Here is a 22,044-nt window from a genome sequence, read left to right on the forward strand (position 1 = left end):
GGCGGCTCCCGATGGCGACGGCGTGAGCATAGCGCCTACCGCCCGGCACTGACACGCCTTTCGCCGCCGCGCGCGCTTCTGTATCGCGCCCGCGATGGCGAGCCCTTCAACCCCGACCCCGATGATGGCGCAATATCTGGCGCTGAAGGCGGAGGCGGCGGATTGCCTGCTGTTCTATCGCATGGGCGACTTCTTCGAGCTGTTCTTCGACGACGCGCGCGTGGCTGCACAGGTGCTCGACATCGCGCTAACCGCGCGCGGCGAGCACGAGGGCGAGAAGATCCCGATGTGCGGCGTGCCGGTCCACGCCGCGACCGCGTACCTGCAACGCCTGATCAAGGCCGGGCACCGCGTCGCCATCGCCGAGCAGACCGAGACGCCCGAGGCGGCGCGTAAGGCGCGGGGGTCGAAGGCGCTGGTCGGCCGCGCGATCGTCCGCTTCGTCACCGCCGGTACCTTGACCGAGGAAGCATTGCTCGACGCGCGCGCGGCGAACTGGTGCGCCGCCATCGGAGAGGTAAACGGCGCGGTCGCAATCGCCGCCGCCGACGTCTCGACCGGACGCTTCGTGGTAATGGAGACCAATGCGGGCGGCATGGGTGCCGAGCTCGCGCGGCTGGGCGCGGCCGAGGTCGTCGCGTGCGAGGGCGCGGACCATCCCGCCAGCGTGTGGCGCCCGCGCGCCGACTTCGACAGCGCGGGCGGCGAGGCGCGGTTGAAGCGGCTCTACGGCGTCGCGACGCTCGATGGCTTCGGCCAGTTCTCGCGCGCCGCGCTGTCGGCGGCGGGCGCGCTCGTCGCCTATCTGGAGCACAACGCCAAGGGCGCGCTGCCCTTCCTGCGCCCACCCGCGCTGTCGGCTGCCGCCGAGGCGATGGCGATCGACGCCGCCACGCGCGAGAGCCTTGAGCTGACCTGCACGGTCACGGGCCAGCGCAAGGGCAGCCTGCTCGACGCGGTCGATCGCACCGTGACGGGTGCCGGCGCGCGGTTGCTCAGCGAGGACATCGCCGCGCCGCTGATGGACCTGGGCGCGATCGAGGCGCGGCAGGCGCTCGTCGCGCTGTTCCACGACGACGAAGGCTTGCGCGAGCGGTTGCGCGGCGCCTTGCGCGCGCTCCCCGACGTGGGCCGCGCGCTCGGACGGCTGGCGGCGGGGCGAGGCGGCCCGCGCGATCTGGGACAACTCCGCGACGGTCTCGACGGCGCATGGCACCTCGCCGAACTGCTCGGCCGCGTCGAGCCCGCGCCCGCGCTCCTCGCCGACACCCTGCCGCGCCTGCGCGGCCACGGCACCCTGATCGACCTGCTCAAGCGGGCGCTGGTGCCCGCACCCCCGATCGAGGCGAGCGACGGCGGCTATATCGCCGCGGGCTACGACGCCGCGCTCGACGACCTGCGCGATGCTGGCGCCGGCGGCCGCCGCGCGATCGCGGCGCTGGAGGCGAAATACCGCGCCGACACCGGTGTTTCCGCGCTCAAGATCAAGCACAACGGCGTGCTTGGCTATCATATCGAGGTGCCCGCGCGCGCCGCCGATCCGCTGATGCGCGCGGACTCGGGTTTTACCCACCGCCAGACGATGGCGGGCGCGATCCGCTTCAACGCGCCCGATCTGCACGAGGTCGCGTCCCGCGTAACGCAAGCCGGCGCGCACGCGCTGACCGCCGAGGCGGCGCATCTTGAGGAACTGACGCAAACCGCGCTCGCCGCGCGCGAGAACATCGCCGCGACCGCAGACGCGCTCGCGCGGCTGGACGTCGCCGCGGGCCTCGCCGAGCGCGCGGTTGAAGGTCATTGGACACGCCCGCAGATGGTCGAGCAACCCTGCTTCGAGGTCGCGGGCGGGCGTCACCCGGTGGTCGAGCGCGCGCTGGCGACATCGGGCGACCGCTTCGTCGCCAACGACTGCCGCCTGTCGGAGGCGAACCGCCTGTGGCTCGTCACCGGACCGAACATGGGCGGCAAGTCGACGTTCCTGCGGCAGAACGCACTGATTGCGGTGCTCGCGCAGGCGGGCAGCTACGTGCCGGCGGAACGCGCCACGATCGGCCTCGTCGATCGCCTGTTCAGCCGCGTCGGCGCGTCGGACAATCTCGCGCGCGGCCGCTCGACGTTCATGGTGGAGATGGTCGAGACCGCGGCGATCCTCGCGCAGGCGACGGCGCAAAGCTTCGTCATCCTCGACGAGGTCGGGCGCGGCACGTCGACCTATGACGGGCTGGCGATCGCCTGGGCGGTGGTGGAGGCGATCCATGAGGACAACCGCTGCCGCTGCCTGTTCGCGACGCACTATCACGAGCTGACGCGGTTGGCCGAACGCTGCGATGCGCTCTCGCTCCATCACGTCCGCGCGCGCGAATGGAAGGGCGATCTGGTGCTGCTGCACGAGGTGGCGGAAGGGCCGGCGGATCGCAGCTACGGCCTCGCGGTCGCGCGACTGGCGGGCATGTCGCCCGGCACCGTCGCGCGTGCGAAGTCGGTGCTCGCCAAGCTCGAGGCCGGACGCGCGAAGACCGGCGGGCTCGCCGCCGGGCTCGACGACCTGCCGCTGTTCGCCGCCGCCGCGCAGGCCGAGGAGGCGCAGTGCGACGCGATCCGCGCCGAGGTCGAGGCGATCGACGTCGACGCGCTCACCCCGCGCGAAGCGCTCGACACGCTCTACCGGCTGAAGGCGCTCGCGCGCGAGGGCTGACGCGGGGCTCCCCATCGCGGTCGCGCGCGCTTATGTCTGCGCAATGCGTCGTACCTTCGAGCAACTGCCCAACCGCCGCGCCATCGTCGACCGCCGCGTGCTTGCCGAAGCGCTCGCCGCGCTGCCGGGCAAGGCGGACGCACAGCTTCGCCGCGGCGCGACCGCGATCCTCAAGGCGGCGCTCGACGCCGGCCGCGCGGAGATCGCGCGGCGCCTGATCGAACATCCTTCGCGCGGGCTGGAGGCGGCAAACGCGCAGGCGTATCTGGTCGATCAGGTCATCGTCGCGCTGGCCGATTTCACGGTCGCGCGGCTTTATCCGCTGAACAATCCGACCGCGTCCGAGCGGCTGCTGCTGATCGCGGTCGGCGGCTACGGACGCGGCGAGATGGCGCCGTTCAGCGACGTCGACATCGGCTTCGTCACCCCGTGGAAGCAGACGCCCTGGGCCGAGCAGGCGATCGAATCGATGCTCTATGCGCTGTGGGACTTGGGGCTGAAGGTCGGCCATTCCAGCCGCTCGCTCGACGACATGGTGCGCCAGGCGAAGGGCGACGTGACCGTTCGCACCGCGCTGCTTGAGGCGCGCTACCTCTGGGGCGACGAGGCGTTGTACGAGGAGGCCGCGTCGCGCTTCGACCAGGAGGTGCGCAGCGGCACCGAGCGTGAATTCGTCGCCGACAAGCTTGCGGAACGAAACGCGCGCCACATCCGCATGGGCGACACGCGTTACGTCGTCGAACCAAACGTCAAGGAGGGCAAGGGCGGCCTGCGCGATCTCCACGCGCTGTTCTGGATCGGCAAATACGCCTACAAGGTGCGCAGCTCGCGTGAGTTGAAGGAAGCTGGGCTGTTCACCGCGGACGAATATCGCCTGTTCCACCGCGCCGACAATTTCCTCTGGGCGGTGCGCTGCCACCTGCACCTGATTGCAGGGCGCGCCGAGGACCGGCTGACGTTCGACTATCAGCGCGAGATCGCCCAGCGGATGCATTACGCCGACCGCCCCGGCAAACCCGCAGTCGAACGCTTCATGCAATTCTACTTCCTGCAGGCGAAGACCGTCGGCTCGCTGACCGGCCTGTTCCTCGCCCACCTGGAGGAGCGCTACAACCGGAGACACAGCGGTGAGCGGATCAAGCGGCTGCTGCGTAGCCCGCGCAAGCTGAACGGCTTCACCGTCGACCGCGGCCGGCTCGCGATCCCGCGCGACGACTTTTTCGCGGAGGACCCGGTGCGCCTGGTCGAGGCGTTCGCGCTCGCCGCGCAGACGAAGATGGAGATTCATCCGCTCGCGATGCGCTGCGCCACGCGCGACGCCAAACTCGCCGCCTCGGTCCGGCGCGATCCGCGCGCCAATGCGCTGTTCCTCGACCTGCTGACCAGCCCGAACGATCCCGAGCTGGTGCTGCGCTGGATGAACGAGACCGGCGTGCTCGGCCGCTTCGTGCCCGATTTCGCGCGCGTCGTCGCGCAGATGCAATTCGACATGTACCATCATTACACGGTCGACGAGCATACGATCCGCGCGCTTGGCCTGCTCGCCCGGATCGAACAGGGCACGCTCAAGGCCGACCATCCGCTCGCCAGCGCGGTGATGGAGCAGGTCGTCTCGCGCCGCGTGCTCTACGTCGCCGTCCTGCTCCACGACATCGCCAAGGGACGCGGTGGCGATCATTCGGTGCTGGGCGCGGAGGTGGCGCTGCGCGTCTGCCCGCGGCTAGGGCTCACCCGCGCGGAGACCGAGACGGTGTCGTGGCTCGTACGCCACCACCTGCTGATGTCCGCGACCGCGTTCAAGCGTGACCTCTCGGACTTCAAGACCATTCTCGACTTCACCGCGGTGGTGCAGAGCGTCGAGCGGCTGAGGCTGCTGCTGGTGCTGACCACCGTCGACATCCGCGCGGTTGGCCCCGGCACGTGGAACGGCTGGAAGGGGCAGTTGCTCGCCGACCTGTACGAAGGCGCTGAGGAGGTGCTGCGGCTCGGACACAAGCAGAAAGGCCGCATCGAGCGGATCGAGGCCAAGCAGGAAGGCTTGCGCGCTGCGATGAACTGGGATGACGAGGCGCTCGCCGCTTACGTGCGTCGCCTGCCCGAACCCTATTGGATCGCCGAGCCTGCCGACGTGCTGGAGGCGAACGCGCGCGTCGTCGCGCAGGCGGGCGACGCGCCGCTGTCGATCGCGGCGCAGGTCTATCCCGAACGCGGCGCGACGCTCGTCACCGTCTACGCGACCGATCATCCGGGATTGTTCTTCCGCATCGCCGGCGCGATCAACGTCGCGGGCGGCAACATCATCGACGCGCGCATCCACACCACGCGCGACGGCATGGCGCTCGACAATTTTCTCGTCCAGGACCCGCTCGGCCGCCCGTTCGACGAGGCGGAGCAGCTACAGCGCATCCGCGTCACGATCGAGGACGCGCTTGCCGGACGGGTGCGGCTGACCGACCGGTTGAAGGCGAAACCCTTACCCCGCCTGCGCGCCGACGCCTTCGCGATCGAGCCGAACGTGTTGGTCGACAACAAGGCGTCGAACCGCTTCACCGTGGTCGAGGTCAATGCGCGAGACCGCCCAGCACTGCTCAACCAGCTCGCCCACGCGTTGTTCCAGTCAAAGGTGACGATCCACTCGGCGCACGTCTCGACCTATGGCGAGCGCGCGGTCGACACCTTCTACCTGACCGATTTGACCGGCGACAAGATCGCGCTGTCGTCGAAGATCAAGGGGCTGGAGCGCCGCCTGCTCGCCGCCGCTGCCGGACGCGCGCTGGAGGAAGCGGCGTGAACGAAAAAGGGCCGGCTCGCGCGTGCGAACCGGCCCTTCTGCCGTAAGCGCTGCCGATCAGAAGCGCGTGCGCACCGTCAGGCCATAGGTCCGCGGCTCGGCCAGATACGAGGTGAAGATCTGGTTGGCCGCGGCGAAGCCGCCCGCGGTTCCGAACGCCTGCACCTGCGCCTGGCTGCCCGACCCTTGGAACGGTGCCGCAAAGGCGACTTGCTGGTAATCCTGGTTCAGCAGGTTCTGCGCCCAGACCTCGATCGCCCACAGGTCGTCGCGCCCGTGCAGGCCGACACGCGCGTTGACGACGGTGAAGCCATCCTGCGCCTTCTCGGGGAAGATGTCCGAGCCGGTGTTATAATCGGACGAGGTGCGCTGATCGATGTAGAACAGCGCCGACATGCCGTTCGACCCGATCTCCGGCGTCCACGATGCCGAGGTCGTGATGACGTTGCGCGGCGCCAGCGGCATCTGCGCGCCCGGCAGCAGGAACAGCGCGGGGTCAAGCGGCTCGCCCGAGGCCGATCCGACGATGTTGTTGCGGATCTTGGTGTCGGCGAGCGTGTAGCCCATCGTGATCGCGACCGACCGCGCCGGATAGAAGCCCGCCTCTAGTTCGACGCCCTGGCTGCGCACGCCCGTGCCGACATCGCCGGTGCAGCGCCCGGTCGCGGCGCTGTTGTCCTTGTCGGCGCCGTTCAGCCCGTCCTTGCAGCTGCTCAGATTCTGCACGATGAAGTTCGTGCCGTTGAACGTGTTAAGCTGGAAGTTGGTGAAGTCCGACCGGAACGCCGCCAGGTTGAAGGTGAACGGCCGTGACGAATATTTCAGGCCGATCTCATACGCATTGACCGTCTCGGGGTCGAAGCGCAGCGCGTTCACGTTCGGCGCCAGCGTCGTCTGCGGTAGATAGGCGAGGCCGAGGTCCGACTTGTCGAGGTTGAACCCGCCCGCCTTGAACCCGCGCGAGTAGCTCGCATAGGTCATCAACCGCTCGACCGGCTTCCACGACAGCACCGCGGTCCCGGTGAATTCGTCGTTGCTGAACTTGTCGCTCAGCGACTTGCCGTTCAGGGTCGAACTCGAATTGCCGGTGCAGCTGAGCGTCAGGATACCCGCAACCGTCGAGGCAAGCTGCGGGTTGGCGAGCAGCGGTGCCAAATTGCCCAGCTGCGACGCGCAAACGGTGTTGTCGTTGGTGAAGCTGGCGTCGAGGTTCTTCGTCTCCTTGGTCCAGCGCAGGCCGCCGGTCAGCGACAGCGTGTCGGTGATCTTCAGCACGTTGTGCGTGAAGAAGGCGAAGCTTTCGCTCTTCTGGTCGTAGATGTCGCGAATGCCGCCACGGTCGCTGATCGTCGACAAGGCGTCGATGCCGGCGAGGACGCGGGTCGCATTGGCGGCGGCGTTCGCCGCACCCGCGCCTTGCGCCGCGATCAGGCTACCGAGCACCGCCGTGCGACCCGACACGCCCAGGCCCGGAATGGTCGTGGTGCCGAGGCAGCCCGGCGCGTTCGGGTTACGCAGCGCCGCGGTCGGGTTCGCCGTCGCGATCACGCGGCAAGCGGCAAAGCGGCCATAGTCCCTGCCGAAGCGGATGTTGTCCGCCACGCGCAGCTTCTCGTTGCTGTAGAAGCCGCCGACGAGCCAGTTGAGCCGGTCTCCGAACGCTTCGCCGTTCAGCCGCACTTCCTGCGTGAAGGTCCGGAAGCGGCGATACGCATTGCCGTCGTCGGCGCGGTAAACGAGGTCGAGGTTGCCGTAGTCGAAATCGCCCGCGCCGCCCGACTTGTATTCGCGATAGGCGGTGATCGAGGTCAGCGCCGCACCGCCGAAATTCCAGTCAATCTGCGCCGACCCGCCATAATCCTTGGTGATGTTCGAATAGGCACGGCCAGGCGTCTGTGCGATGCGACGGTTGTACGGGTCGCCCGCGCTCGGGAACACCGCGCCGAGCGACTGCATGACCTGCACGATGCGATTACCCGCCGGATTGATGGCGTAATCACCCGGCGTGCCCGGCGTCGGGTCGATCTTCTCGCGCGTGTCGATATAGACCGCGCCGCAGCACTTCTCGTCACGCCGCGTGTAATCGCCGATCAGGCGGACGGAGAAATCGCTCGACGGCTCGAGCAGCAACTGGCCGCGCACGAAGAAGCGGTCGCGATCGTTATAGTCGGTGTTGTTGATGACGTCGCGGTAGAAGCCGTCACGCTTGGCGTAGACACCGTCGACGCGGAACGCGAGCAGGTCCTTGACGATCGGACCCGTCAGCGCGCCGGCGACGCGAACGGCGTCGTAATTGCCGTAGGTCGCCTCGCCGTAGCCGCCGAAGTCGAACGACGGCGCCTTGGTGTAGATGTTGATCGCACCCGCCGACGAGTTGCGCCCCGACAGCGTACCCTGCGGCCCGCGCAGCACCTCGACCCGCTCGATCTCGCCGATGTCGTTCAGCCCCGAACCCGTGCGGCTGCGATAGACGCCGTCGATGAAGGTGACGACCGAGCTTTCGAGGCCCGGGTTGTCGCCAACCGTACCGATGCCGCGGATGCGCGCGGAGGCGTTCGCTTCCGAACCCGTCGACGACACGCTCAGCGACGGCGCGAGCTGCGCCACGCCGCGGATGTCCGTCGCGCCCGAATTCTGCAGGCTCTGCTGGCTGACCGCGTTGATCGAGATCGGCACGTCGGCCAGCCGCTCGGCGCGCCTGGTCGCGGTGACGACGATGTCGCCTGCGCCCAGTTCATTCGTAGGGCTCGATTGCTGGGCGGTGGTGTCGGATTGTCCATCGACCGCGGCATTGCTGGTAACCGGGCTGGTCTGCTCCTGCGCGAGCGCCGGATAGGCAGCGAGGCAGGCAACGGTGGACAGAAGGGTCGCAGTGATGCGCATTGATGTCGGTCCTCTCCCGGATTTGAATATCGGGTTTGGCGCCGATCCTATGCGGATAGGTTTACGCGTCTAGTAAAACTTACGTGTCTCGTAACGAAAAGCATGGGCTGTGTGACACCTGTGCAACACCGCTCAGCGAAACGAATGCTCATGCTAGTGAGGCTGACGCTACGGAACGTGTGCGATCAAAGCGTCGGGTGGTGCGCCGACGGTGATCCCGCCGGCGCGCACCAACTTTATTTCGGCGACAGCACCATCAACATCTGCCGGCCTTCCATGCGCGGATAGGCTTCGACCTTGGCGATCTCGTTGGTTGCCTCGGCGACGCGCTGCAACACCGCCATGCCGAGCGAGCCGTGGCTCAGCTCGCGCCCGCGGAACCGCATCGTGACCTTCACCTTGTCGCCTTCCTCGATGAACTCGACCACCTTCTTCATCTTGGTGTCATAATCGTGGTCATCGATGTTCGGACGCATCTTGATCTCTTTGATCTCCTGCGTCTTCTGGCTCTTGCGGGCGAGATTGGCCTTCTTCTGCGCCTCGTACTTGAACTTGCCGACATCAAGGAACTTGGCGACGGGCGGGTCCGCGTTGGGGGACACCTCGACCAGGTCGAGCCCGACTTCCTTGGCCTGCGCCATCGCTTCGCGCGTGTACATGACACCGAGATTCTCGCCCTCGTGATCGATCACGCGGACCTTCTGGCTCTGGATCCACTCGTTGAAGCGAGGGCCGTTCATCGGTGGCGCCTGCATCGGGCGGCGCATCATGGGCGGACGGATAGATACTTCTCCTGTTGATTCACTCTGGCTGATATATGCTTTCGGTCACGAAATCGGAAGATGTCCGACGCACCCTCCTGTGCAAAGAGGAACGGCGCCGGTCGTTTTGTCGTCGATGTGTGCCTCAGAAGCTGCCGCGCAGCGTCACCCCGTAGGTGCGCGGCTCACCCGGAAAGCCGATGAACAGCTGGTTGGCGCTGCCTGGGAACCCGCCCGACGCGGCCTGCTGGACGCTGCGGAACGTGCCCGATCCTTGAGCGGGTATGTCGGACGCGAGCTGGAAGTAGCGCTGGTCGAGCAAATTCTGCGCCCACAATTCAACGCCCCAGCGCTTGTTCGCGCCGTACAGGCCAAGTCGTCCGTTCACGACCGCGAAGGCGTCCTGCACCTTTTCCAGGTCTAGGTCGGAGCCGGTGTTGGTGTCGCTCTGCATCCGCATGTCGACATACACCAACCCCGTCAGCCCGCGCGTGCCGACCGCGGGAGTCCAGCCGATACCGGCAGTGGTGACGACCTCGGGCGCGTTCGACAGGTCGTGGTCGGGCAATTGGAACAGCACCGGCGACAGCGGCCGCCCGCCGGTCCCGACCAGATCGCGGCGGTATCGCGTGTGTGCGTAGGTGAAGCCGAGATTGACCGACACGTCGCGCGCCGGCCGAATGGTGCTTTCCAGCTCGACCCCGGTCGACACCACGCCGGGGCGCAACCGGTCGGGCGCGCACGCGCCGGTCGCCGCCGAGGCATCGGTATCGGCGCGGTTCAGGCCGTCGCGGCACGACTGGATGTTCGCGACCTCGAAGCTCGTCCCGTTGTAGGTGTTGAGCTGGTAACCGCTGAACAGCTGGTGGAATGCCGCGACGTTGACGTCGATGCTGCGGCCGTTCCACTTCGCGCCGACCTCGTAGGCGGTTACCTTCTCGCTGGCGTAGGCGAGGTCGGCAACCTCGGCGCGTCCGTTGCCCGACGTGTTCGCCGGCCGGCTGAGCAGCGTCGCGCACGCCGCCTGTTGCGCTGCTGTACCCGCGCCCGCGAAGCACGGCCGGTCCAGTCCGGAGAAATCGAGGTTGAACCCGCCCGCCTTGTACCCGCGCGAGGCGGAGGCGTAGACGAGCACGCTCGTCACCGGCTTGAACCCCAGCACCGCGGTGCCGGTCCATTGCCCGTCGTCGAACGTCGACCCCGGCGTGCCCGCGGGAATGTCGACGCCTGCGCCGTTAACGACGCAGGCCAGCCCGGCGAGCGACTGGAGCGAGGAGTTGAGCAGCGCCGGGCAGAGCGTGTTGGTCGCGCGGTAATCGGCGCGTACCTGCTTGTGCTCGTCGGTGTAACGCACCCCAATCGTCGCGAACAATCGGTCGGGCACGATCGCAACAGTGTTGTGCGTGAACAGCGCCCAGTTGCGACTCACCTGCGTAAAATTGCCGTCGTTCGCGCCGGTGCCGTTGAGCGGTGCCGCGCCCAGTTGCCGCGCCACCGCGTCATAGCCTGCGAACACGCTCGTCGGCGCAGTCGAGCAGGTGGGGGAGGCGAGGTCGACATGCCCCAGCCCCGAGGCCGCAAACGAGGTCGCGATGATGCAATTGGCGAAGCGGGTGTAATCCTGCCCGTAACGCTGGTCGTCGTCGACGTTCAGCTTCTCGTTGCCGTAATAACCGCCGACCAGCCAGTCGAGCCGCCCGTCGAACGCGCGACCCGCCAGCCGCACTTCCTGAGAGAAGTTGCGGAAGCGGCGATCCAGATCCTGCCGGTCGAGCAGGTCGAGCCGGTTGAAATCGTTGTCCTGCCCCATCCGGTTCTTGTAATCGCGCCACGCGGTGATCGACGTCAGCGTCGCCCCGCCCAGATGCCAGTCGACCTCGCCCGACACGCCCCAGTCGCGCACCTCCGACCGGTACGGGACGCCAGCGCTCGTCGAGGTCGCGAACCGGAACCGCTCGTCCGCAGGCGGCAACTGGTAGTTTGCCCCCAGTGCCTGCAACAGCGGCAGCAGCGTGTTGGGACCGACCGCTACCGCATTCCCGGCGGGATCGGTCCGCGTCAGGTTGCGCACGGGACCCAGCAGCACGCCGTTGCAGCAATTCTCATGACGCTCGGCATAATCGCCGATGATCCTGACCGACAGCGCGTCACTCGGTGCCCAGGCGAACTGTCCGCGCGCCAGCCAGCGGTTCCGATCCTGGATGTCGGGCTCGCCGGGGGTCAGCTGTTTGATGAAACCGTCGCGGCGCTGCCACACGCCGTCGACGCGCAGCGCGGCGGTCTCGCCGACGGGCAGGTTCACCGCGCCGTCGAGCCGCCAGTAATCGTAATTGCCGTAGCTGACAGAGCCATGCGCGTCGGCGCGGCCGAGCTCTGGCGCGCGTGTCACGATGCTGATCGTGCCCGCGGTCGAGTTGCGCCCGAACAATGTCCCCTGCGGCCCGCGCAGCACCTCGACGCGGTCGACCTCGCCCAATTCGGTCAGCCCGACGCCGCTGCGGGCCCGATAGACGCCGTCGACGAACAGCCCGACCGAGCTTTCCAGCCCCGGATTCTCGCCCACGGTGCCGATGCCGCGGATACGCGCGGTGAAGTTCGCCTCGCTCGTCGCGCCGGAGACCAGCAGCGACGGCGCGACCTGATCGATCCCGCGCAGGTCGACCGCGCCGGTCGCGGCAAGCGTCTCGCCCGAGATCGCGGTGATCGCGATCGGCACGTCCGACAGGCGCTCCGCGCGCCGCGTCGCCGTGACCAGGATGTCGCCCGGTGTGTCGCCGGTCTGGTCAGTAGCCGGAGACGCGGACTGGTCGCCCGACCCGACCGGCGACTGCTGCGCGGCCGCGGGAAGGGTGAGCATCAGCGCGGACGAGAGCAGTCCGACCGCGAGCGCGGGCCGATACGAACGATACATGGGTGCGATCCCTGATGACCGCGGCATCTATGCGCCGCCTGATTAGGCGGGGGCGGTTAGCGGTCGTGCGGGGAAAGTCACGCGCTTTGTCGCTGGCCTGCGACGAGCCGATCGGTGATGCGCCGCCACCGATCGGCCCGACACTCACCGCATCATGTCGGGCGCGCGCGCCTCGTCGCGCAGTCGCTGCGTGATGTCGCCGAGCGCGACGAACTCCTGTCCCTGGCTCCCCAGGCGCCGCACCGCGACGGTGCCTTCGTCCGCCTCGCGCTTGCCGACGACCAGCAGCACCGGCACCTTCGCGACCGAATGCTCGCGCACCTTGTAGTTGATCTTCTCGTTGCGCAGATCGGTCTCGACCCGCAGCCCGGCGGCGCGCAGCTCGGCCGCGACCTGGTGCGCATACTCGTCCGCGTCGCTGACGATCGTCGCCACCACCACCTGCACCGGTGCCAGCCACAGCGGGAAACGTCCGGCGTGATGCTCGATCAGGATGCCGATGAAACGCTCGAACGTGCCCAGGATCGCGCGGTGGAGCATCACCGGGCGGTGGCGGTTGCCGTCCTCGCCAACGTAGCTCGCATCAAGTCGCTCAGGGAGCACGCGGTCGGACTGGATCGTCCCCACCTGCCACGTCCGCCCGATCGCGTCGGTCAGGTGGAACTCGAGTTTGGGGGCATAGAACGCGCCTTCGCCCGGCAGTTCCTCGAACTTCGCCTTGATCGCGTCGGACAGGCTCGACGCCTGCACCGCCTCGCGTAGCTCGGCCTCGGCCTTGTCCCACATCTCGTCAGAGCCGAAGCGCTTCTCGGGGCGCAGCGCCAGCTTCACCGCATAATCCTCGAAACCGAGGTCACGATAGACGCTGTCGAGTAGCTCGCAGAACTTGCGCACTTCCTCGACCAACTGATCTTCGCGCACGAAGATATGCGCGTCGTCCTGCGTGAACTGGCGCACGCGCATGATGCCGTGCAACGCGCCGTGCGGCTCGTTGCGGTGGCAGCAGCCGAACTCGGCCATGCGGATGGGCAGGTCGCGGTAGCTCTTGATCCCCTGCTTGAAGATCAGCACGTGCGCGGGGCAGTTCATGGGTTTGAGCGCCATCAGGTCGGCGTCACCCGACAGCACCGCACCCTCGTCTTCAGTGTTGGGAATCTCGTCGGGCACCACGAACATGTTCTCGCGGTACTTGCCCCAATGGCCCGACTGCTCCCACTGCCGCGCATCCATCAGCTGCGGCGTCTTCACCTCGGCATAGTCGGCGGCGTCGAGGCGGCGGCGCATGTACGCCTCCATCTGCCGCCACAGCACGAAACCCTTGGGGTGCCAGAACACCGACCCTTGCGCCTCCGACTGGAGGTGGAACAGGTCCATCTCCTGACCGATCTTGCGATGATCGCGCTTGGCGGCCTCTTCCAGCATGAAAAGGTGCTGATCGAGCTGCTTCTTGTTGAGCCAGCCGGTGCCGTAGATGCGGCTCAGCATCGCGTTCTTCTGGTCACCGCGCCAATAAGCGCCCGACACGCGCGTCAGCTTGAATGCGGCCGGGTCAAGCTTGCCGGTCGAGGCCATGTGCGGTCCACGGCACATGTCGAACCACTGCCCCTGACGGTAGATCGTCAGTTCCTCATGGTCAGGCAACTCCGCCGCCCACTCGGCCTTGAACGTTTCGCCCTGCTTGTTCCACGTCTCGATCAACTGCTCGCGCGTCCACACCTCGCGCGTGAACGGCTCGTTCTTGGCGATGATGCGGCGCATCTCGGCCTCGATCGCGGGCAGGTCGTCGTCAGTGAACGGGCGCTGCTTCCCGTCAATCTTACGGGGCGCAAAATCATAGTAGAAACCGTCGTCGGTCGCCGGACCGAAGGTGATCTGCGTGCCCGGAAACAGGTGCTGCACCGCCTCCGCCATCACGTGCGCGAGGTCGTGACGCGCGAGTTCGAGCGCGTCGGCCTCGTCCTTCTGCGTGACGAGCGCCAGCCGCGCGTCCTGCGTCAGGGGGCGCGTGATGTCGCGCAACTCGCCGTCCACCCGCGCGGCGAGCGCCGCCTTGGCGAGACCGGGGCCGATCGCAGCGGCGATGTCGGCGGGCGTGGTGCCGGGTGCGACCTCGCGAACCGAGCCGTCGGGCAGCGTGATCGAAAGCATGTTCATGGATCAATCCTGAGGAAATCTTCGGTGCCGCTTATGGCGGAAGTGCACACCGCGAAAGAGGCCGCGCGCAAACGTAGGCGAGCGGCGCCGTTCAGGCGCGCGTGTCGCCGAACCCCGGAGCCACCGGGGCGGTGCTAGTTCGCGTAGGGGAATGACGCGGTATCATCGCGCGCCGGCATAGCGCGAACGCGGTAATCGCGCCAGCCTGCACCATTGGGAGGGGCAGGGCGCCTACCTATATAAATCGCACGATGAGCACCGACTTCGCGGGCAACACCCACTTCTACATTCTGATCGGCGTGCTGCTGCTCGCCTCGGTGATCGCACGGCGCGTGCCGGTGCTGCGCACATTGGTGTCGCTTGCGGTCTGGGCCGGGCTCGCCGGGCTGCTCTACATGGTCGTCGCGCAGCGCGAACGGTTCGATCCCTGGATGGGGCGGATGGCGGCGGCGCTCGACATCGAGAGCCAGCAGGTGTCGGGCGAGGAAACGCGCATCCGCATGTCGCCCGACGGCCATTTCTACGTCCGGGCGCGGATCGGCGGTGTCGAGAAGCGCCTGCTGGTCGACAGCGGTGCGACGATCACCGCGCTCTCGCCCGACACCGCTGCGGCGGCTGGAGTCGAGGTGAAGCCCGCCTTGTTCCCGGTCGTGCTGCAGACCGCCAACGGCGCGATCCGGGCCGAGACGGGCGAGGTGAAGGAACTCCGATTCGGCAACGTCGTCGCGCGTGATCTGGCCGTCGTCGTGTCGCCCGCGTTCGGCAACATCGACGTGATCGGCATGAACTTCCTGTCGCGGCTGAAGAGCTGGCGGGTCGAGGGCCGCACGCTGATCCTCACCCCGCACCACCCGCAGGACACCGACGTCTGACGATCACGCCGGCGTCGGATTGACGTTGATCGTAGCGCGGTCGGCGGTTCGACGCGCGCGCATGCCCCATAGCAGCAACGGCACCGACAACCCGATCGCGACCAGGTCGATCACCACCGGCTCCGCGATCGCAGGCCGCAGCAGCACGAGGTGCCCGATCGCGGTCAGCAGCAGCGACCCTGCGCACACGCGCCGCAGCAGCAGCGCGTCACCGACACGCGGATAGATCACTGCGACCACGATCGCCGCCGCGAAGGCGCTCCAGAATGCCAGCGCTAGCGGTGCCTCCGCGCCGAGCCCCGCGCGCAGCCACAGCGCCCACACGATCAGCGTCGCCGATCCCCACACTGTCACGTTCCACGCCGCCCGCAACCGCTCGCCGCCCAACCCACGCCGCCGCCGCTTCTCCAGCCACAGCGTGTTGCCCGTCGCGGTGATCGCGCACAGCGCCAGCCCCATCAGCACGTACGCGATCTCGACCGGCAGCCCGGCGAAGTTGCCGAAATGCAGGTTGTATGACGACGCCGCGACCTGCTTGCCCACGGCGCCATCCGAAAGCCCGGCTTTCGAATGGAACGCGCCGGCTCGGTCGAAGAAATAGCTCTCGCCATAGACCAGCCGCCTGGGCTGCGCGGTGAGGATCTGGACATGCTGCCCCGCGGTGCCGGGCTCGTGGATAATGACGTAGGTCGCCACCGCGCCGGGCACCTGCGCCTCAAGCGTGCGCAGCGCCGCCGCCGCATCGGCGATATCCGCGGGCTTCGGATCGGACGGCGGCTCGTGCCCGAAGATGTGTGCATAAACCTTCAGCGTATCGCCGCCGGTATACGCCTTCGCCAGCAGCGTCGTGCCGACGCCGCCCAGCCCGATGAACGCACCGGTCAGCGCGACCGCCAGCACGAACGGCAGCGTCCACACGCCCAGCCGGTTGTGCCAGTCGGCGCGCGCCAGTTGCGCATCGTGGCGCGCGCGCAGGCGGAACGCGTCGCGGATGATCCTGGGATGCGCGAGCACTCCCGTCGTCACCAGCGCACACAGCATCACGCCTAGCGCACCGACCAGGATCATGCCCCAGGTCACCGGCAAGTGCAGATATTCATGCATCGCGATCAGGAAATCGGTCCACGCATGCCCTTCACGCGCGACGATCCGACCCTCCGCATCGACGTACCAGCCGCCCGAGTCAGTGGTGACGGTTGCACGCGGTAGTTCCGCGCTCGGCATCCGCACGTACAGATGCGTTGTCGCCGGCTTGCCTGACTCGCGCGCGACTGCCCCTGCGATTGCGCGCTGCACCGCGGCTGGCGACAGCGCGGTCATCTCGGGCACGTCGGGTTGTTCCCAGCGCTGCCAGCGGTCGTGGATCACCACCAGCGTACCGGTCAGGCAGATGATGTAGATCAACGCGCTGGCGAGCAGCCCGATCGCGGCATGACCGCCCAGCGCGCGCTTGACCAGCGTCTGGCGCGGCGACACCGGTGGCACGCTCACGCCACGCCCCACAGGATCGTGCCCGCGATCCCCGCGATCAGCGGTGCCGCCACCATCTGCGCCGGCCGCGCGCGGGTCAGCTGCACCGTCAGCAGCGCGGTCCAGATCACGGGTTGCAGGAACAGCGTCAGCACGACCGAGTCGCTGTCGAGCTCGCCGCCGCCGCGAACCGCCGCCTGCATTCCGAACGCCAGCCACTGCGCCGCGACGAACGCGATCGGCACCACCAGTGCGAACACCGCCAGTCGCCGTACCACGTCGCGGCGATGATGCGGAATCGAGATCGCGGGCGCGTCACGGGCCGCTCGACGCTCGCGCACCGGCGAGCGCCAGCCGGCGTACAGGACGCAGGTTAGCGCCACTGCCATGCCGACGACCACGCCAACCGCAAGCCCCCACGCACCATCGCTCCACGCAAGCGCGACCAGCGCCACCACCGCCAACGCCCAGCCGATCGCCGCCGCCAGCCGTGGTCCACTCCAGCCGAGCCGGACCAGCGCGATGCCGGCCGCAACCACGAACAACAGCAGCGCCGTCACTGCGCGTTCTTAACCGTGCAACGAGGAGTGCGCGTCATCGTCTCGCTTTTCCGCAACGCGCCCGCGGCGCCCTTTATCGCGCTATAACAACCACGCTATTGCAAATCAATCGCACACCTGCCGCCGTCTGTGCGACCTCAATGGCCACCCTCGACCCAGCCGATCCCGCCCGCACTCAGCGCAGCGGCGATCGCTTCTTCCAGCTCGATCGACTCCCATCGCTCCATTGGGTTCAGGTGCGCAACCGCTTCGGGCAGTAATTGCACGCCGAAGCGCCGCACCGCGCCGCTCGACTTGTACCCGGCCTTGTGCTGGTCGAAGCGCTGGTCGGGATCGCGCACTGTCTGACCGACATAGATGCCCCATGGCTGCCGCCGCGCCGGATGGTGCAGCAGGATCAGGTACACCGAGTAACCCGCCCGCGCGCTGCCGCGAGAGGTCGCGCGAAAACCTGCTGCGACCTGCGTCGCGCGCGCGATCACCTCTTCACCCGACAGCATCGACGTCACGCTGACCCATCGTCGTCGAGCGTGATCCACGTCGGCGCATGGTCGCTCGCGTGCGGCCAGCCGCGCACGTGCCGGTCGACGCCCGCGTCCGACAATCGCGCCGCGAGCGCGGGGCTGAGCAGCAGGTGGTCGATCCGCATCCCCGCATCGCGCGCATAGGCGTCACGCAGGTAATCCCAGAAGGTGTAGAGCCTGGCATCGGGGTGCAAGTGGCGCAGCGCGTCGGTCCACCCTTGTGCCAGCAACCGCGCGAAGGCCGCGCGCACAAAAGGCACGAACAGCGCGTCCTCCGCCCAGCGCTCGGGCGCATGCACGTCGCTTGGGCCGGGGATGACGTTGAAATCGCCTGCCAGCACCACCGGCGCGCCGCTGTCGATCAGCACCTGCGCGCGGGCGATCAACGCGTCGAGCCACGCCAGCTTATAGTCGAACCGTGCGCCCGGCCGCGGATTGCCGTTGGGCACGTACAGGCTCGCCACGATCACGCCGTTCACCGCCGCCTCGACGTAGCGGCTTTGCGTCGGATCGGGATCGTCCGGCAAACCGCGCTGCGTCTGGTGGATCGCGCCGACACGGGAGAGGATCGCGACCCCGTTCCAGCGCGGCTGCCCCAGCCACGCCGCCTCGTACCCGGCCTCGCGCAGCGCCGCAGCCGGAAACTTCGCCGGCGGCGCCTTCAACTCCTGCAGACAGGCCACGTCCGGTCGCTCCTCGCTCAACCAGCGCAGCAGGACGGGCAGGCGGCCGTTGACGCCGTTGACGTTGAAGGTCGCGATCTTCACTCCGGCCCTCCCGCGCTTCGACCGGACAGACGATCGCTGTTGCCACTCTGTTCCCTACGCACCTTTCGTTGCGCAGCAGGAACCATCGTGCGCGATGGCCGTCCCTGTCATCATGGATGCCGCCATCGTACAATTGGGCCTGGTCGAGGATGAGACGATCCAGCTCGACGCCGCCGCGCTCGAACTCGCCGCGCTCGATCATCCGGGCATCGACCTCGATCCCTATGCCGCGGTGCTGACCGCCATCACCGAACGCGTTGCCGCGCTGTCCGACATCGCTCCTTCCGCCAGCACGCAGGGCGCCGCGCTGGCGCAGGTGATCGCGGGCGAGTTCGGCTTCTCGGGCAACCGCGACCATTATGACGATCCCGACAATGCCGACCTGATCCGCGTCGTCGACCGCCGTCGCGGCATGCCGATCAGCCTTGCGATCCTTTACGTCGCCGCCGCCCGCCGCGTCGGCTGGACCGCCGACGTGCTCAACACGCCCGGCCATGTGCTAGCGAAAATCGGCCCGCCGACCGCCCCCGTCCTGACCGATCCTTTCAACGACGGGCAGGAGATGAGCCAGGAGGGATTGTCCGTCCTGCTCAGGCGGACGCTGGGCGAGGGAGCGGTGCCGCGCGCCGACCACGTCGCGGCGATGACCAACCGCGACGTGCTGGTGCGCCTGCTCATCAATCAGGCGACGCGCGCCGAACGCGCCGGCGATCCCCGTCGCGCTTTGGTGCTGTTCGCGCGGATGACCACCTTCGCGCCCGGCAACCCGCACGTCTGGTGGGAACATGCGCGATTGTCGCTGGTCGACGGCGATGTGAGTGCGGCGCGCGCCAGCCTAGGCGCGATGCTGGAGGTGACGCGCGACGCGGCCACGCGGGTGCGGATCGCCGCCGCGCTCGACTCGCTTGCCGGGACCTAGTCCGCCAACGCCTCGGCGACGGCCTCCTCGCTGATCTTGAACGCGTGCGCGAGTGCCGCGACCGACGCACCACGCCGTGCCAGCAATCGCAATCGGTCGAGGTCGAGCTCGGTCGCATAATGCCGCGTGTCGCGCTCCTCAGTCGCGTGTCCCGTCCGTGCGAGCGAGCCGGTGCTGCTGCGCCGCTTCGGCCGTGCATCGCGCGCGTCGGCGGCGGCAGCGCGACGCTGTTCCTCCTCGACGCGGCGCTGCTCGCGCTGCTGCTCGCGCATGGAGGACTGCGCGTCGCGCGCGCTGATACGAGCCTCGGTCCGCGCCTCGGCGGCGGCGATCCGCTCGGCCGCGCGGCGCGTCCGCGCTTCGGCGCGCTGCTCCTCGCGCTCGCCGCGAGTGCCGCTCAATGCGGGCGCGGCGGTGCTGCTACCCCAGGAACTGTGCATGCTTCCTCTTGATATGTCTGTGTCGAACCGAATTGGGCCCAGTCGTGCCGCCAGCCTCGTGTCCGGCGCCTAGGCGATCATCGACGCTGCGATCAACCATGCGCCGCGTCGGCCATTGTCGCGCTCGCCCGGCTTGTGCACTAGGAGCATTGGGGGAGACATTGATGCGCTCGACGATCAAGGACGTGTCGGAACGCGCGGGCGTATCGATCAAGACGGTCAGCCGCGTGCTCAACAAGGAGCGTTATGTCGGTGCCGCGACGCGCGAGCGTGTCGAGGAGGCGGTGCGCGCGCTCAACTTTCGGCCCAGCCTCGCTGCGCGCTCGCTTGCCGGGCGACGCAGTTTCCAGATCGGGCTGATCTGCGACAATCCCAGCCCCGCCTACGTCTACGCGATGCAGACCGGCATCCGCGACCGCTGCGAGGTCGATGGCGTGCGCATGATCGCGCAGCCCTACGACCGCAATTCGGGTCGGTTGCTCGAGGAGGTCGAGGCGCTGGTCGCGACCAGCCATTTGGACGGGCTGATCCTGACCCCGCCGGTTAGCGACCATGACGAGGTGCTCGACTTCCTGAAAGGCCGCGGCGTCCGCGTCGTGCGCGTATCGCCGGGTCACCGGCCCGAGGCGAGCGCGGCAGTCTTCATCGACAATCGCGCCGCCGCGCGCGAGGTTACGCGCCACCTGCTGTCGCTGGGCCACCGCCGCATCGGACACATCCTCGGCCAGCGCGATTTCGCGACCAGCACGCAGCGGTACGAAGGATATCTGGCGGCGCTTGCTGAAGCCGGCATCTTGCCCGAACCCGACCTGATTGCGCAGGGCGATTATGATTTCGCCAGCGGCGCGCGCGCGGCGGAGGCGATGCTGTCGCTCGGCACACCGCCCAGCGCGATCTTCGCCGCGTCTGACGACATGGCGGCCGGCGCGCTCGCCGCCGCGCACCGGCGCGGGGTCAAGGTGCCGGTCGATCTCGCGATCGCGGGCTTCGGCGACGATCCGCTCGCCAGCTACGTCTGGCCGCCGCTCACCACGATGCGCCAGCCGGTGCGCGATCTCGCCTGGAACGCCGCCGACCTGCTGCTCTCGCCGGAAGAAACCTTTGAGCAGCGCGAGCTGCCGCATGCGCTGATGGTGCGCGACTCGACCGGCGGACGCGTCGGGGGCTAGCCAATCAGGAACATCGCCGCGCCCAGCGCCAGCACGAACGCGCACAAGGTCGACGCCGCGATCACCAGCATCGGCCGCGGTCCCGCCTCCAAGAGCTGCGACAAGGGCGACCGGATCGCGGTCGCGGTGACGGCGGCGGCGAGCAGCCCGGCCGCGACGCGCTCCGCAGTGCCGGTGACCAGCGGAGGGATCATGCCGGTCGAGTTGATGCCCGCCAGCACGAAGAAACCGACGACGAACCACGGCAGACCCTGACGCTTGCCCGATTTCTCGCCGCGCGGCAGGAACATCGCCACGATCGCCAGCACAGGCGCCAGCAGCGCGACGCGGGTCAGCTTGACGATCGCCGCGATCTGCCCCGCGGCATCCGAGTAGGAATAGCCGGCGCCCAGCGCCTGCGCGACATCGTGGATCGATGCGCCGAGCAGGAACCCCGCCTTCAGGTCATTCATGTGCAGCCAGTGCGCGACGAACGGGTAGGTGACCATCGCCAGCGCGCTCAGCGCCGAAATGCCGACCAGCACCAGCGTCAGCTGCGCCTGGCTCGCGCGCCGCTCGCCAAGCGTCGTTGCCAGCGCCATCGCCGCGCTCGCGCCGCAGATCGCGACCGCGCCGCCCGCCAACGTGCCGAACGCCGCGTCGAAGCCGAGCCGGCGTCCCACCAGCACGCCGCACCCGATCGTCACCGCGACAATGACGAGCACCGCCAGCAGCGCGACCGGACCCAGTGCCACGATCTGCCCGAAGGTGACGCGCAAGCCGACGAGCACAATGCCCCAGCGCAGCAGCGACCGCGACGCGAACGCCAGCCCCGGGGTCAGCCGCGCATCCGCCGACAGGAAGTTGAGCGCCAATCCGATCAGCAGCGACATCAATGTCAGCGGCGCACCGTAATGGTCGGAGATGAACCCGGCTGACAGCGTCCCCGCCGCGACGATGATCAGCCCCGGCACATGGTCGCGCCACGTCGCCTTGGGGCTAGGTTCGAGGTCGCCGTACAGGTCGGCCGCCATCGGCAGGGTGGCAGAACGTGTAGCGGCCATCGTCGATCCCGGTGCTAGAGTGCGAGAGGACTAGCCTAAGTAAGCACACTCTGACAACGTTGTCGTCAATCAGATCGGGAGAGGG

At 68.1% G+C, this 22,044-nt stretch carries 15 protein-coding genes; 5 read left to right on the forward strand and 10 right to left on the reverse strand.

The features are described from left to right. Nucleotides 1-121: 121 nt before the first annotated feature. Entirely contained in the window at nucleotides 122-2,695 is a 2,574-nt protein-coding gene (gene mutS / locus SMN802W_RS0113175; RefSeq protein ID WP_019517387.1) for a DNA mismatch repair protein MutS, read from the forward strand. A 43-nt stretch (nucleotides 2,696-2,738) separates the two neighbouring features. Continuing rightward, the gene (locus SMN802W_RS0113180) at nucleotides 2,739-5,486 is read left to right on the forward strand and encodes a [protein-PII] uridylyltransferase (protein WP_019517388.1); all 2,748 of its coding nucleotides are present in this window, start codon (nucleotides 2,739-2,741) and stop codon (nucleotides 5,484-5,486) included. Between the two features lie 57 nt (nucleotides 5,487-5,543). Here SMN802W_RS0113180 and SMN802W_RS0113185 read toward each other — a convergent pair whose 3' ends face one another. From SMN802W_RS0113185 to thrS, 4 genes are all read right to left on the reverse strand, one after another. Beyond that, a complete protein-coding gene (locus SMN802W_RS0113185; protein WP_019517389.1) occupies nucleotides 5,544-8,369 on the reverse strand; it encodes a TonB-dependent receptor in 2,826 nt (941 codons plus the stop codon). Between the two features lie 236 nt (nucleotides 8,370-8,605). Beyond that, nucleotides 8,606-9,139, reverse strand: a complete 534-nt coding sequence (gene infC / locus SMN802W_RS0113190) for a translation initiation factor IF-3 (protein ID WP_019517390.1) — start codon at nucleotides 9,137-9,139, stop codon at nucleotides 8,606-8,608. Between the two features lie 136 nt (nucleotides 9,140-9,275). Further along, nucleotides 9,276-12,041, reverse strand: a complete 2,766-nt coding sequence (locus SMN802W_RS0113195) for a TonB-dependent receptor (RefSeq protein ID WP_019517391.1) — start codon at nucleotides 12,039-12,041, stop codon at nucleotides 9,276-9,278. Between the two features lie 144 nt (nucleotides 12,042-12,185). Continuing rightward, complete coding sequence (thrS, locus tag SMN802W_RS0113200; protein ID WP_026326111.1) at nucleotides 12,186-14,189, reverse strand: threonine--tRNA ligase; 2,004 nt, start codon at nucleotides 14,187-14,189, stop codon at nucleotides 12,186-12,188. A gap of 257 nt (nucleotides 14,190-14,446) precedes the next feature. On the opposite strand from thrS, the gene SMN802W_RS0113205 reads away from it, so the two are divergent. Further along, on the forward strand, nucleotides 14,447-15,067 hold the full coding sequence (locus SMN802W_RS0113205; protein ID WP_019517393.1) for a retropepsin-like aspartic protease family protein: 621 nt from the start codon (nucleotides 14,447-14,449) through the stop codon (nucleotides 15,065-15,067). Nucleotides 15,068-15,070: 3 nt separating this feature from the next. Here the strand turns inward: SMN802W_RS0113205 and SMN802W_RS17145 are convergent, their stop codons facing one another. The 4 genes from SMN802W_RS17145 to SMN802W_RS0113225 form a co-directional block, all read right to left on the reverse strand. Continuing rightward, on the reverse strand, nucleotides 15,071-16,558 hold the full coding sequence (locus SMN802W_RS17145; protein ID WP_238560207.1) for a PepSY-associated TM helix domain-containing protein: 1,488 nt from the start codon (nucleotides 16,556-16,558) through the stop codon (nucleotides 15,071-15,073). Beyond that, a complete protein-coding gene (locus SMN802W_RS0113215) occupies nucleotides 16,555-17,097 on the reverse strand; it encodes a hypothetical protein (protein ID WP_019517395.1) in 543 nt (180 codons plus the stop codon). The genes SMN802W_RS17145 and SMN802W_RS0113215 overlap by 4 nt, the downstream gene beginning before the upstream one ends. A 137-nt stretch (nucleotides 17,098-17,234) precedes the next feature. Next, a complete protein-coding gene (locus tag SMN802W_RS17680; protein WP_019517396.1) occupies nucleotides 17,235-17,606 on the reverse strand; it encodes a hypothetical protein in 372 nt (123 codons plus the stop codon). Continuing rightward, complete coding sequence (locus tag SMN802W_RS0113225; RefSeq protein WP_019517397.1) at nucleotides 17,603-18,388, reverse strand: exodeoxyribonuclease III; 786 nt, start codon at nucleotides 18,386-18,388, stop codon at nucleotides 17,603-17,605. Before SMN802W_RS0113225 ends, SMN802W_RS17680 begins: the two co-directional genes overlap by 4 nt. Nucleotides 18,389-18,482: 94 nt before the next feature. On the opposite strand from SMN802W_RS0113225, the gene SMN802W_RS0113230 reads away from it, so the two are divergent. After that, entirely contained in the window at nucleotides 18,483-19,307 is an 825-nt protein-coding gene (locus SMN802W_RS0113230) for a SirB1 family protein (RefSeq protein ID WP_019517398.1), read from the forward strand. Here the strand turns inward: SMN802W_RS0113230 and SMN802W_RS0113235 are convergent. After that, complete coding sequence (locus SMN802W_RS0113235; RefSeq protein ID WP_019517399.1) at nucleotides 19,304-19,747, reverse strand: hypothetical protein; 444 nt, start codon at nucleotides 19,745-19,747, stop codon at nucleotides 19,304-19,306. The two genes, SMN802W_RS0113230 and SMN802W_RS0113235, sit on opposite strands and share 4 nt — an antisense overlap. A 164-nt stretch (nucleotides 19,748-19,911) precedes the next feature. On the opposite strand from SMN802W_RS0113235, the gene SMN802W_RS0113245 reads away from it, so the two are divergent. Beyond that, complete coding sequence (locus tag SMN802W_RS0113245) at nucleotides 19,912-20,916, forward strand: LacI family DNA-binding transcriptional regulator (RefSeq protein WP_019517400.1); 1,005 nt, start codon at nucleotides 19,912-19,914, stop codon at nucleotides 20,914-20,916. On the opposite strand, the gene SMN802W_RS0113250 is transcribed toward SMN802W_RS0113245, so the two are convergent. Continuing rightward, entirely contained in the window at nucleotides 20,913-21,929 is a 1,017-nt protein-coding gene (locus tag SMN802W_RS0113250) for a putative sulfate exporter family transporter (RefSeq protein WP_019517401.1), read from the reverse strand. The genes SMN802W_RS0113245 and SMN802W_RS0113250 overlap by 4 nt on opposite strands. Between the last annotated feature and the right edge of the window lie 115 nt (nucleotides 21,930-22,044).

Source organism: Sphingomonas sp. Mn802worker, assembly GCF_000382485.1.
Classification (GTDB): Bacteria; Pseudomonadota; Alphaproteobacteria; order Sphingomonadales; family Sphingomonadaceae; genus Sphingomonas.

What these genes read in the sequence shown, in the direction of transcription:
- SMN802W_RS0113180 (WP_019517388.1), top strand. Translation starts at nt 2,739, where the DNA reads ATGCGTCGTACCTTCGAGCAACTGCCCAACCGCCGCGCCATCGTCGAC.
- SMN802W_RS0113250 (WP_019517401.1), bottom strand. Translation starts at nt 21,929, where the DNA reads ATGGCGGCCGACCTGTACGGCGACCTCGAACCTAGCCCCAAGGCGACG.
- thrS (WP_026326111.1), bottom strand. Translation starts at nt 14,189, where the DNA reads ATGCTTTCGATCACGCTGCCCGACGGCTCGGTTCGCGAGGTCGCACCC.
- mutS (WP_019517387.1), top strand. Translation starts at nt 122, where the DNA reads ATGATGGCGCAATATCTGGCGCTGAAGGCGGAGGCGGCGGATTGCCTG.
- infC (WP_019517390.1), bottom strand. Translation starts at nt 9,139, where the DNA reads ATGATGCGCCGCCCGATGCAGGCGCCACCGATGAACGGCCCTCGCTTC.
- SMN802W_RS0113245 (WP_019517400.1), top strand. Translation starts at nt 19,912, where the DNA reads ATGCGCTCGACGATCAAGGACGTGTCGGAACGCGCGGGCGTATCGATC.
- SMN802W_RS0113195 (WP_019517391.1), bottom strand. Translation starts at nt 12,041, where the DNA reads ATGTATCGTTCGTATCGGCCCGCGCTCGCGGTCGGACTGCTCTCGTCC.
- SMN802W_RS0113185 (WP_019517389.1), bottom strand. Translation starts at nt 8,369, where the DNA reads ATGCGCATCACTGCGACCCTTCTGTCCACCGTTGCCTGCCTCGCTGCC.
- SMN802W_RS0113235 (WP_019517399.1), bottom strand. Translation starts at nt 19,747, where the DNA reads ATGCACAGTTCCTGGGGTAGCAGCACCGCCGCGCCCGCATTGAGCGGC.
- SMN802W_RS0113205 (WP_019517393.1), top strand. Translation starts at nt 14,447, where the DNA reads ATGAGCACCGACTTCGCGGGCAACACCCACTTCTACATTCTGATCGGC.
- SMN802W_RS0113230 (WP_019517398.1), top strand. Translation starts at nt 18,483, where the DNA reads ATGGCCGTCCCTGTCATCATGGATGCCGCCATCGTACAATTGGGCCTG.